Consider the following 12,132-nt stretch of genomic DNA (forward strand, 5'->3'; position numbering starts at 1 on the left):
TCCGAGGATCAGCTCGCTTCCATCAAGCGCCCACACTTATCGGCTGTTAATTTTTAAAGAGCATTCTGCGAGGAACTTCGTGTTTCTCAGCAGCGCTGCGTTTTCAGCAGCAGAGAAGCGAGATTATGAACCGTGTTTCGCAGATCGTCAACAACTTTTTTCACTACATCGTTGCGACTGCGGGGCTCAACTTCCAGGCCAGCTGCGCGCTTCAGACTTCAGCACATCGCCAACCCTGCTTCCCTCTTCCGCGCTGCGTTTCCGTTAGCGCGAAAGAGGCGTGATTCTAAGCACCCACCTCCAACTACGCAAGCCCCTTTGTGAAAATATTTTGAAAAAGCCCCCGTGCGCTGACGCGCACGGGGGCTTCGGGCTCGACCGGCCACGCATCGCAACGCGATGCCGTCATTCATTGATATGACGTATATCGAACACCCCTCTATATAGGCGTTCGCGGAACGGGCAAGGAATCGGGTGCGGTCGAGTATCATGCCGCGACCGAACCACGCACTCATATCCACGATGGACAGCACCACTCAACCCGACGACGCCGACCTTCGCGACGAATATGCAGCGCTGCGCGAGCGCGCCATCATCCTGGAAGAACAGGCTCCGCCGCTGCTGCAACGCATCTCGGATGTATTGCCGCGAATCAGCGGCGAATCCGAACTGGCGGACGAGCACCGCGAGCGACTCGTCGGCGCGCGCAACGCAGCGATGGTCTCGATCGAAAACTATCAGCAGGCGATTCCTTTCCTGCAGACGGCCGACTCGATCATCGAGCAACTGGACAAGACGCCCGAGCGCGACGAAGACTTCGAGTGGCGTGAATCGCTGCTGCAACGGCTCGACGAGCTGATCGACGTCGCAGTCGTGATGATCGACGATGCCGAAGGCTACTTCGAACAGGCGCAAGCCTGCGATCTGGCCAGCGTGCCGAAAGCCATCCTCGAGGATTGAGCAGCGCCGCTCGGGATCGCATCGCGCACCGGCGTCATGCCGTGTGCGCCAGCCATCCCGATGCTTGCTTGCCGGCCGGCAGTCGCAGCCTGACGCCTTCGTCGTCACGCAGGCCACACCCCTCCCGAAAAAGCTCACCGTTTCTCTGCGCCCCTCGCCCGGGCCGCGCGACGCAACTACAGTGTGTCGAGAACGATCGTCTCGCTCACGATCGGCACGCGGATATATCCGCCCTCCGCATCGCCATACGCGTGCGCATTCCCGTCGATGACGTATTGCGCCGTCAACGCGCAAAGGGTTGCGTCTCGCGCATCGACGGACTTCAGCGTCGACACGTCGATCCCCAGTCGCTCCAGCAATTGCCGGCGCTGGTTGCGTTTCTGCTTCGCCGATGCAACGTCCTTGCCCAGCATCGCGCAGGTAATCGCATAAGGATAGGTTTCGAAGCTCGCGCGTCCGCCCGCATAGCGCGCGCCGTTCAGCAGCGGATAGGCATCCGCGAGCGCGCGGTAGACGCGCTCCCCCATGAACATCCAGTCGAAGAAGCCTGACGTGCTCGCGACCGCCTGCTCCCGCGACGGCGTCGGAAAGCATGAAATCCGTTCGCGCGCGAGCGCCTGTTCGGCAGCCCGGCGCCCGCTGCCCGTCCACCACAGGCTCGGTGCGTCGACGCCGACGGCCACGACGTCATGGGCGAGACACAGCGCAGGCACCGCCTCGGGCGCGATCCGCTCCTCGCGGCAGACGACCGTCGGTCCGCGCAGGATCACGAGATCGCATTGCTTCTTTTCACCGCCTACATCGACACCCGCCACGACCGGCGATTGCCGCGCGGCGGATCCGATGGATCGGGCTGATCGCATGCGGGCGCCTCAGTCCGCGGGCCGTGCGTCGTACGCGGCGTCGAAGATCGCCTCGAGACCGGGGTGCACGCCGCGCATCGGATCGACGACCGACTTCGCCCAGTCGAAATACGCCTGCTTGCGCTCGAGCGGCCAGTCCGCGGGCGGGTGCCGCGCGATGTCGCGCAGGTTGCAGATCTTGTCGGCCAGCTTCACGAGCTTCGCGCGCCGGCTGATGGTCGCCGCATGCTCGACCTGCAAGCGCTTGCGCTCCTCCTTCGGCAATGATTTGTCGTCAGTGACTTCCATCACGATGTCCGCCACGTCCTTGCCGAACAGCCGCAGCAGTTCCTGCTCGGTCGTCTCGGTATCCTCGACCGTGTCGTGCAGCACGGCCGCGACGATCACGCGCTCGTCCTCGACGCCGGCCTCGTTGGCCAGCACATCCGCAAGCGCGATCGGATGATTGATGTACGGCGACGCTTCTTCATCCTTGCGCCGCTGATTGCGATGCTTGTCCGCCGCGAACGCAATGGCGGCTACCAGCTTTTTCATATTCCCCCCTCGTGTGGCCAGACCCACGACCGGCAGGACCGGCCGCAGGCATTTCGGAACAGCACATACTACCTGTACGCGATGACCCCGCCCGTGCGCCGGCATCCCCGCACGCACCGCATCACGCCCCCACCGGCGCGCGCTGCAGCTCGACCACGTTGACCCGCGCGCCGAATACGTCCCTCACGAGCGGCAGCAGGTGGTCGTGGTGCGTCAGGAACAGCACCTGGGTTCGCGTCGACAGATCGCGCAGCGCATCGAGGCCCGCCTTCGCGCGCGCATCGTCGAAGTTGATGAACAAGTCGTCGGCCACGAACGGCAACGCGGTCCGGCTGCCGAGCTGCAGCTCCAGCGCCGCGATCCGCAGCGCGAGGAACAACTGGTCACGCGTTCCTTCGCTCAACCCGGCGACCTCGACCGATGCGCCTTTCGTCCGCCGCGCATACAGTGCGGGCGGCGTCCGTTCGGTATCGACGGTCAGCCGCGCGAATTCGCCCAGCGTAAGCCCCGCGAAAATCTCGCCCGCGCGCCTGAGCATCGGCCCCTGCTTCTGATCACGATAGCGATCCGTCGCCCACTTCAGCAACCGGCTCGCCGTGGCCGCCTCCAGATACTGTTCGGCGGCATCGCCCATCGCCGCCAGCGCTTCCTGCCGTTTCGACTCGGCAACGGCCGCGTTCGCCTGGCCGTCGATCGCGCCGAACGCCTGATCGGCCACGACCTGCTGCTGTGAAAGCTCGTTCAGCCGCTTGCCGGCATCGCCGAGCGACTGCTTCACCGCTTCGAGGTGCGCCGGTACGTCGGCGATGTCCTGCTCCGCGACTTCCGCTTCGACGGCGGACCGGGACAGGCCGTCGCCATCGCGCACCAGCGCCTCGTGCGCGGCATCGACCGCCTGCCGAAGCTGGCGCTGGCGATCCGAGCGTTCGGCCAGCGGCAGCGCCGCATCGATCGACGCTACGCCGGCCAGCTGCAGCAGCGGCTGGACGCGCGCATCGGCACCGGCCACCGCGGCGGCCGCGTCCGCGACCTTGCCGTCGGCCTGCCGCACTGCTTCGTCGGCACGTTCGATCGCACGCGCAATTTCCCTGGCAGCCGAGAGGCGCATCGTCAGCCGGCGCGCGACGTCCGGCCAGTCGCCGCTCGTCAACCATTCCGGCGCGAGCGCTTCGGCAAGCCGCCTTGCGCCAGCCTCGAGCGCGGCCAGCTCCGCGCGGATCGCGGCAATCCGGTTGCGCGGCGCGTCGGCATCGGCGAGTTCGGCCGTCACCGCGTTGGCGAGCCCGAGCGCACCTTCCGCCGCGGCCAGCGTCGCCGCGCTCGCGGACAGCTTGGCATCGGCCAGCGCGGCGCGCCATTGCGCGTGCCACGCATCGTAGGCCGTCTGTGCGTGGCCGGCGCGCAACTGCGCCGTCGCGCATCCGCGTTCGGCTTCCCGCGCGCGATCCTCGAGGCTGTCCTGCTGCGCGAGCGCTTTCTCGGCCGACTGTACAAAGGTCTCGGCGATCGCGACGAGCGCCGCCAGACCGTCCGACTCACCGCCTCGCGACACGGCGCGCAGCGCCGCGCGCAACGCGGTTTCGGCACCCGCCCGTGCGGCGCGAATCGTGTCGAACTCGCGGCGCTGCCTGTCGAGATCGGCCTGCGCGGCGAACACCGTGTCGCGCTTCGCAAGCCAGTCGCCCATCGCTGCCAGCGGCATGCCGGGCACCGCGGCCGTCGCCGCGAGCGCGACCCATGCGTCGCGATGCGCCGCGAGCTCACGCTCGCGCTCGTCCAGCGCGGCTTGCCTGCGCGCCACACCGGCATGCGCGGATTCAACCTGCTGACGCAGCGACTGCAACGTCGCCGCCGCCTGCGTCGCGCCGAGCTGCGCATCGACGAGTTCGTCCGCCAGGCGAATCGCGTCGTCGACCGCAGGTGCGCCCGTGACGAGATCGACCGCGCCGCTGCGGATATCGCCCCACGCGCCGTCGCGCCGCGCCCGCGCCGCCAGCACGTCGGCGGTCGTGACGACCTTGTGGTTCTCCGCGAAGTGCTTCTCCTGCAGTTCGAGGCGCTCGAGTTCTTCGAGCGCGCCGTCCCGCGCGTCGCGTGCGGCAGCGGCCGTGCTCGCGCGTTCGCTGTCTTCCTTCAGCAGCGCGCCGAGCCGCGCCGCCGACGGCACGTCGAGCGCACGCAGCGTGTCGACCGGCATGCGCCACTGGCCGAGTGCATCGAGTGCACCGGACAGCGTGCGTTCGGCAGCGGCGATTTCATGTTCGAGTGCCTGCTCGCGCTGGCCGCTGTTGCGAAAGCCCTGCGCGTCGGCCAGCGCCGCACGCAGCGCTTCCGGCACATCGACGGTCGACAGGCGCGCCTGTTGTTCCTGCACCTGCGCAAGCTCGCGCGTGCGCTCGTCGAGCGATTCGCGCGCGCCGGCCAGCGCCTGGTGCAGCGCGCCGTGTTCACGCAACAGGTTTGCAACGGTCTTCAGCGACAGTGCCGTCGGCAGCGACGCGCGCAGCGACGCTTCGTCCGTCGGCCAGCCGAGCTGGCCGGCCGCTGCAAATGCGGCGGACAGGTGACGCTCGACATCCGCGCCGAGCAGCAGCAGATCCTGCGCGTGATTCATGCACGTGCCGCGCAGCCGATCAAGCGCTTCGATGTCGGCTTCGAGCGCCAGCGTGTCGGCGTCGGCGTCGATCGCATCGCGCGCCTGCCGTTTCGCGAGCAGGTCGGCACGCCGCTCCTCGAGCACCTTCTGTTCGGCCGCAAGATCGCCCTGCGCTTTCAGCAGATCCGCATACGCGGTGGGCGGCAACTCGACGACCGCGCCCAGTTCCGCCAGCGCCGCGTCCTTGACCGTCAGTTCCTTGAGATACGGTGCCAGCCGTCGCACGCGTTCCAGCTTCGAGCGCAGCGCTTCGAGCCGGCGCTGTTCCGCGCGTGCCTGCTCGATCTGCTGTTCGACCGCCTCGCGCGCGTCCTTCCGATCGACCCAGTCGCGCGTGCGCACCTGGACCGTCTTCAGTTCGGTCACGGCTTCGTTGAACGACGTTTCGGCGAGCGCAAACGCGCTGCCGCTGCGACGCGGCGCCCACAGCTCGACCGAACGCGCATCAAGTTCTTCCCGCACCGGCCCGAGACTGCCGACGCCGGCAGCCGATTCGAACAGCACCTGGCCGAGCTTGTCGGATGCGTCGAGAATGCTCCGGCCGCCGTCGACCAGACGCCCGTGATCGAGCCCGAACATCTGCTCGAAGAATTCACGCGTGGCGCCGTCGAGGACGGCGGCCAGAAAGTCGTCGGGCAGCTTGTCGTCGGCGGGCGTGCGCAACGGGCTGCGCCCGCGCGCACGGTGGAACGCGAGTTCGCCCGTGCCGCTCTCGAGCACGCCGCCGATCCGCAGTTCGGGCGTGCTGTGCAGGAAATCGAGCGGCGTCTGCAGCTTCATCCCGAACAGCAACTCCGACACGGCCGTGCGGATCGTCGACTTGCCGGCCTCGTTCGGCCCCACGATCACATGGAAATCCTCGCCGGCCGACGGGAACCGCAGCGTCTCGTCGGTGAACTTGCCGTACTTGATCAGATCGAGCTGGTTGATCCGCATCGCTTACTCCCCCCTCGCCAGACGCGCGAGCAACGCCGGCCCGACCTGTTCGACGAGTGCCGTGAGCTCGCCCGCACGCGCCATCGCCAACAACGGCACTTCTTCCTTCACGTCGCTGCGCACCTTGCCGACGAACGGCTTCAGGTCGCGTTCGAGCAGTTCGAGGAAATCCGGATCGCGCGCGGCGTCGGCCAGGATCTGCTTCAGGTCCTCCAGCGCTTCAAGCTGCTCGCTTTCGCCCGGCTGATGATCGGCCGCGGACGTCGCGAGCCGGACCTTCTCGAGCCACAGCCGCTCGTTGCCAATGATGCCGATCTGGTTCAGCACCTCCGCGCGCAACTGCGGCGCGCGGCCGAAAAAGAGGCCATGCGCGGGCGTACGCCCGGTGACCGTCACGCGCACCGCGCGCGGCACATGGCCGTCGACGGTCAGCAGCGCTTCCAGCGACTGGCCGATCTTTCTCGACAGGTCGGCAACCGTCAAGCAATCGGACGCGTCGACCGACACGGCTTCCCAGCGCAGCACGTCGAGATACAGGCGCTCGACCTGCGTGCGGCCCTGCTCGACCGTCACGAGCACCGCGCCGCGGCGGCCCGTCTCGCGGATATGGCGCCCCTGCAGGTTGCCGGGAAACACCACCGTGGACGACCCCGACCATTGCTGGAATTCGTGCACGTGGCCGAGCGCCCAGTAGTCGTAGCCTTTCGCGTGGAGTTCGGCCAGCGTGCACGGCGCATAGTTCGCGTGCACCGTATTGCCTTCGAGCGCCGTGTGCAGCACGCCGATGTTGTAGTAACCGGGCACCGGGTCCGGATAGCCGATCGCGAGATTGTCGACGACAGCCTTGTCCTTGAAGCTCTGGCCGTGCAGCGCAACGTCGAATTCGGGCAGCTTGTGGGTTTCCGCCTTGCGGTGGCCGAACACGGTGACGTTGTCGGGCAGCGTCAGCTTCTTCGTCATCTCGCTTTCGGCATCGTGGTTGCCGCCGAGGACGAACGCGCGGATGCCGGCCTTGCGCAAGCGCCCCATCTGCTGGCCGAAGAAGATGCCCGTGTTGTGGTCCTTCCAGTCGCCGTCGTACAGGTCGCCGGCGATCACGAGGAACGCGACTTCCTCTTCGATCGCACGATCCACGAGCTGCCGCAGCGCCTCGCGCGACGCGTTGCGCAACTGCGCGGCCGGCGCGTCGGGATACGCGCTCAGGCCGTGCAACGGGCTGTCAAGGTGTATGTCTGCCGCGTGGATGAACTTCACGAAGATTCCTCTGTTTCATGACGATGGGGCCTGCGATCGCCGTGCGATACCACCAGCCAGGCCATCAGTCGCAATCCTGGTAGCCGCCGAATTCGCCGCAATGGATGCAGCGAAACATATACGCTGTCGGCGAGCCGTCCTTGTCGAGCGCGGCGAAGAAGCGCTCCCACTCGGTGCCCTCGTCGAGTCCGGTCGATTCCCGAATCGACGCAACGGCCTGCGGGCCGAGCGCGCTCAGTTCGCCGGCGCCCGCACGACCGATGAACTGCGCGCCATCGCCGCAATGCGTCCACCACCGCTCCTGCTGCCAGCCCTGAAAGCCCGGCGTGCGGCAGGCGATTTCGTCGACAACCGCGTCGGGCACTTCGTCCCATTCGCCGCCGCCAATGCCATACGTGTCGGTAAAAGCTGCATCGAGCCGCGCGTGCGCCGCACCGTCGGCGATGCACCACGGGCAGATGCATTGCTCATACTCGTCGAGCGCATACACGGGGCCGGTGTACACGTAACCGCGTACATCGCCGCAACATGCGCAGCGCGCATCCGAGCGAATCACGCTGCCCGTTGCGAGCGGGTCGGGATGGTACCTGAAAGCGGGTAGCGACACGATGTTCTCCGTCGGACCGGATGGCCGGCAAGCTCACGATACGAATTCGAACGGCCATTGTGCCGCAGCCCGGCCACGTTACCGCGGAACCTCGGCCTCGACAAACGTGCCGTTCGCGAAACGATAGACGCGATGCGTTGCACCGCCATGCGCGAGATATTCCCACCGGATGTCGACGCTGGCCGGGTCGTCGCGCCACGCGATCGCCAGGTAGGGTGATTGCGCGCCACCATCGGTTTCGAGCGAAACGGAGTCGACGCAGCTTTGAACCGGCAGCGAGAACCGCGGCACGGCACGGGCACCGCGCAGTTCCAGCACGTACAGCGCCCCTTCTTCGCCCGCGCCGCAATATCCGGTCGGGCGGCTGTTCGACGATCGGTTGACGACGACCAGCAGATAGTCGTTGCCGTCGATCCGTTTCGAACGGTCCGACGGGAACGCGACGCTCGATGCATCAGCCAATATGCGGCGGAGCGCGGCCGGCACGATCAGTGCCGATTTCTTGTGGCGGGCTGTATCGACGTCGAACAACCTCGGACTCGCCCATACGATCTCGTGACCGTTGGCGAGCCGCACCGATTCAGGTGCCGGCGTTTCGGCGAAGGCAACGGCGGCATTCGAGACCAGCAACGCCAGTGCCGCCAGTTTCAACGCAATCGATTTCGTCGGGCTGATTCGTGTCCGCATGAATCGCGCAGGATTGTCGTGAAGTTCATCGTATGCGTCGGCCCGCCGTACGGGCAGGCCCATTTCAGGATCGCCTCGCGTGCATCGTTCGTCACGACGCACGCGGCCAATCCACGACGTGCCGTCACTCGCCGCGCGGTACCGGCGGCGGTGCATAGCCGTTGTCATTGCCGGGGAACGGATTCGCGTTGCGGCGCAGCGCTTCCTCGTCGTTCCCCTTCTGCGCGAACACCGCGACGCCGATCACGCCGACGTTCGCGGCATCGCCGTACTTCGAGTTCGCGACATAGCTGTCGGGTACCGCCGCGAAGCGGAACGCGGCGACTTCGTCGCGGCTCTTGCGGAAACCTTCGATCGTCAGCGTGCGGCCCGGATACAGCACGTAGCCGCCGTTCGTATAGCTGCCCGGCCGCCCCGACAGCACGTCGAGCCCGTCGACGCTCGACACGACCTCGAACGTACGGCGCCCCTGGTTGCGCAGCACGATCACGTAGCGCGAACCTTCGACGCCCGCCATGTGCCAGCGGCCGTCGCTGCGCGCGAGACGCAGCGGCGCGCCCTTTTCGTCCGTGAACGACAGCGCGATGTCGCCGTTGGCGAGCGCGACGCGGGTCGGCAACCGGCGAACCTGGGACGCAGGCAGGTGCCCGGGCAATGCATCGTTGTAGTAGACCGACGCGAGATCCGTCGGCTTCGCCGGATCCGCGCGTTCGAAATCAACCTGGCGGGTTTCGGATCGCACCGACTCACCCCACGCCGTGCCGAGCCCTCGGCGTTCACTGGCGTCCGGTGCGGCGGCGGACGCGCCAGTGCTGGCGGACGGTGGGGGCGGGGGCGGCGCCGCGCAGGCGGCCAGCCAGAGTGCGCAGGCGAGCGCGAGAAGACGGAACAGGATGGTCATGACGTGATGCCTCGGAATGTTATCGGGCCGCGCCGGGCTGGCCGGAACGGCGTTTTGGTGTCGTCTGTCGTCACGATGTCGATCGGACATGCTGGCCCGTATCGGCCGGCGCCGCGATCGCGGCGGCCCGGCAATCGGGAGCCCCACTATTTAAGCATGGCGGGCGGGCAATGGGCAGGGGGCAGAAAGTGCGCTCGCCGCCCGTTGCGGGCCCGTGCCGGCGTGCATCAGGCAAGGCGCCCGCGCGCGTCGCGTCGCCGGATCGGTGGCGAACGTCGACGCATTCGACGCATCCCCGTATCGAGGATGGGATGAACGGCGCGCCGCGCGCGCCAATAGAAACGGCCCGGCCCGCATCGAAGCGGGCCGGGCCGTGTCGGGAAGCGTGATGCTTACAGCGCGCCGCCTTGCGCCGACGCCGAACCCTTCACGCCGACCGATGCGCCGCCCTGCACCGAGTTCGTCGCGCCTTCGAGCGCCTCACCGGCCTTCGCCTTCGCGCCGCCGGCAACGTCGCCCGCCGTCGACACCGCGCCTTGCGCGTGGCTCTTTGCCGTGCCTGCGACGTGCTTCACGTGCGCTTTCGTCGAGTGGACGGCCGATGCCGCGGCATCCTTCGCCGTGCCCGCTGCCGAACCGACCGCCTGCGTCGCGCCACCGACCGCGTTGCCGGCTGCCGAGCCGACACCGCCGACCGTCTTGCCGACGCCGTTCAGCGCGCCGCCAACAACATTGCCCGCGCCCGAACCCGAGCCTGCCGCATTCGCGCCGGCGCCAGCCTGCACGCCCACGCCGCCGCCGAGCAGCGGCGTCTGAACCTGCGCGCCGACACCTGCGGAACCCTGGGCACCGGTCTGGGCCGTCTGTGCGAACGCAGCCGAAGTCGCCATCGCCGTCAGTGCAGCACCCACCAGAATCGTACGAATCTTGTTCATGGTCATTCTCCCCAAAGACGTTGTTGCTGCGGGCCGCCTTCGTGCGGCTTGTCGCATGCCTCGCCGCGACGTGCGGCAGGTGGAGCTAATGTAGCGGCGCGAACGCGCAAATCGATTGATTTGCGGGGACTGTTACTTCAGTTGCAAATGCTGACGATTGACTCACATAGTTTGACAATCGCGGGATTGCGGCGGGATGAATCGCATATTTGCCGGTGAGCGGGCGTGAATCCGGTGACATGCGGTACAGGTCGCCCCGGGATGGCGATGCGGCCGCTCGACATACATCGTCGTCGGCCTGCCTGTTCGAAAGCCCGCGCCTTTGGCGAGCTTCCGTCTTTCCGATTCAGCTCAGCTGCTTCTGCCTGCATGTTGCCGACGCGACCCGGTTTCCGTTGCTCCACGCCACTTCCCCCCAGACAAGTGCGCATCGGCCGCCCCGAGCCCCAGTTGCTCCGCAGCCAGCTTGGCGGCACGTATCGCATCGTCAAAGTTCTGCTCGGTTGCGACGTGGGCACGGTCGACGTTCACGACCCAGCTGTCAAACATGTAACGCCATCGAATTCTGCGTTCCTCGAGCAGCACAGAAAACCAACGCCAGATTGACGCATCTTCAGCATTGGCCGCCACCGCAGCATCGAAGCGAACTCGTTCCATCGCGCCCATATTCGTCATCCCGGATCCGCACATCACCAGCAAGCAGGCCTCGCAAAAATTCCGTTACGCCAGTTGCGCCGCCAGTTCAGGGATCTCCGAGAACAGATCGCCGACGAGGCCGTAGTCGGCCACGCTGAAGATCGGTGCTTCCGGATCCTTGTTGATCGCGACGATCACCTTCGAATCCTTCATCCCGGCCAGGTGCTGAATGGCACCCGAGATGCCGACCGCGACGTACAGCTGCGGTGCGACGATCTTGCCGGTCTGGCCGACCTGGTAGTCGTTCGGCACGTAGCCGGCGTCGACTGCCGCGCGCGAGGCGCCCAGAGCAGCCGACAGCTTGTCCGCCAGCGGCTCCAGCACCAACGCGAAGTTCTCGCCGCTGCCCAGGCCACGGCCGCCCGACACGATGATCTTCGCGCTGGTGAGCTCAGGACGGTCCAGCTTCGTCACTTCACGGCTCACGAACTGCGACTTGCCGGCATCGGCTGCCGCTTCGATCTTCTCGACCGCTGCGCTGCCGCCTTCGGCCGCCACCGGATCGAAACCCGTCGCACGCACCGTGATGACCTTGATCGGATCGCTCGACTGCACCGTCGCGATCGCGTTGCCCGCGTAGATCGGGCGCTCGAACGTATCGGCCGACACCACCGCCGTGATCTCGGAGATCTGTGCGACGTCCAGCTTCGCGGCAATGCGCGGCGCAATGTTCTTGCCGTAGGCCGTAGCCGGCACAACGATGTGCGAGTAGCCGATCGCGACGCTCATCACCGTCGCTTCGACGTTCTCGGCCAAACCGTCCGCCAGCTGCGGCGCATCGGCCAGCAGCACCTTCGACACACCGGCGATCTTCGCCGCCGCGTCGGCTGCGCCTTGCGCGTTGTGGCCCGCGACCAGCACGTGGATATCGCCGCCGACGAATTTGCCAACCTCGGCTGCCGCCGCCACCGTGTTCAGCGTCGCGGCCTTGATCGACGCGTTGCCCCCCAAGGGGGCTTCCTTCAGGGCGTCGTACTCTGCAATCACCAGAATCGTCATTTCTTTCCGCTCCCTCTTACAGCACCTTGGCTTCGGTCTTCAGCTTCTCGACCAGCGTCTTCACGTCCGGCACCTTCACGCCGGCTGCGCGCTTCGGCGGCTCG

The 12,132-nt window shown here is 66.8% G+C and carries 12 protein-coding genes and 1 pseudogene; 2 read left to right on the plus strand and 11 right to left on the minus strand.

What is annotated here, in order from left to right; translation table 11 throughout:
• Both G3O06_RS43110 and G3O06_RS43115 read left to right on the plus strand, forming a co-directional pair.
• On the plus strand, positions 1-268 hold a 268-nt coding region (locus G3O06_RS43110; RefSeq protein WP_205819739.1), incomplete at its 5' end, for a hypothetical protein.
• A gap of 221 nt (positions 269-489) precedes the next feature.
• Positions 490-960: an ATPase gene (locus G3O06_RS43115; protein ID WP_174973765.1), complete on the plus strand. Its 471-nt coding sequence runs from the start codon at positions 490-492 to the stop codon at positions 958-960.
• 176 nt (positions 961-1,136) lie between these two features.
• Here the strand turns inward: G3O06_RS43115 and G3O06_RS43120 are convergent, their stop codons facing one another.
• From G3O06_RS43120 to G3O06_RS43170, 11 genes and pseudogenes are all read right to left on the minus strand, one after another.
• Positions 1,137-1,823, minus strand: coding sequence for a DUF429 domain-containing protein (locus G3O06_RS43120; protein WP_205819740.1), 687 nt, complete (start codon positions 1,821-1,823; stop codon positions 1,137-1,139).
• 9 nt (positions 1,824-1,832) lie between these two features.
• Complete coding sequence (locus tag G3O06_RS43125; protein ID WP_021161966.1) at positions 1,833-2,357, minus strand: HD domain-containing protein; 525 nt, start codon at positions 2,355-2,357, stop codon at positions 1,833-1,835.
• Between the two features lie 121 nt (positions 2,358-2,478).
• Positions 2,479-5,949, minus strand: a complete 3,471-nt coding sequence (locus G3O06_RS43130) for a YhaN family protein (RefSeq protein ID WP_205819741.1) — start codon at positions 5,947-5,949, stop codon at positions 2,479-2,481.
• A gap of 3 nt (positions 5,950-5,952) precedes the next feature.
• Positions 5,953-7,203 carry a DNA repair exonuclease gene (locus tag G3O06_RS43135; protein ID WP_205819742.1) on the minus strand — a complete coding sequence of 417 codons (1,251 nt, stop codon included), beginning with the start codon at positions 7,201-7,203 and terminating at the stop codon, positions 5,953-5,955.
• A gap of 64 nt (positions 7,204-7,267) precedes the next feature.
• Positions 7,268-7,810 carry a CbrC family protein gene (locus tag G3O06_RS43140; RefSeq protein ID WP_205819743.1) on the minus strand — a complete coding sequence of 181 codons (543 nt, stop codon included), beginning with the start codon at positions 7,808-7,810 and terminating at the stop codon, positions 7,268-7,270.
• 78 nt (positions 7,811-7,888) lie between these two features.
• Positions 7,889-8,497: a hypothetical protein gene (locus tag G3O06_RS43145; protein WP_205819744.1), complete on the minus strand. Its 609-nt coding sequence runs from the start codon at positions 8,495-8,497 to the stop codon at positions 7,889-7,891.
• Between the two features lie 124 nt (positions 8,498-8,621).
• Entirely contained in the window at positions 8,622-9,398 is a 777-nt protein-coding gene (locus G3O06_RS43150; protein WP_205819745.1) for a hypothetical protein, read from the minus strand.
• 392 nt (positions 9,399-9,790) lie between these two features.
• Positions 9,791-10,333: a hypothetical protein gene (locus tag G3O06_RS43155; RefSeq protein WP_174973777.1), complete on the minus strand. Its 543-nt coding sequence runs from the start codon at positions 10,331-10,333 to the stop codon at positions 9,791-9,793.
• 351 nt (positions 10,334-10,684) lie between these two features.
• Positions 10,685-11,008, minus strand: coding sequence for a hypothetical protein (locus tag G3O06_RS49425; RefSeq protein ID WP_226220197.1), 324 nt, complete (start codon positions 11,006-11,008; stop codon positions 10,685-10,687).
• A 45-nt stretch (positions 11,009-11,053) separates the two neighbouring features.
• Entirely contained in the window at positions 11,054-12,028 is a 975-nt protein-coding gene (locus G3O06_RS43165) for an FAD-binding protein (protein ID WP_205819746.1), read from the minus strand.
• Positions 12,029-12,044: 16 nt separating this feature from the next.
• Positions 12,045-12,132, minus strand: a pseudogene (locus G3O06_RS43170) (electron transfer flavoprotein subunit beta/FixA family protein); the annotation flags it as partial.

The sequence above is a fragment of the Burkholderia sp. Ac-20345 genome (assembly GCF_017104825.1).
In the GTDB taxonomy this organism is placed as follows: Bacteria; Pseudomonadota; Gammaproteobacteria; order Burkholderiales; family Burkholderiaceae; genus Burkholderia; species Burkholderia lata_B.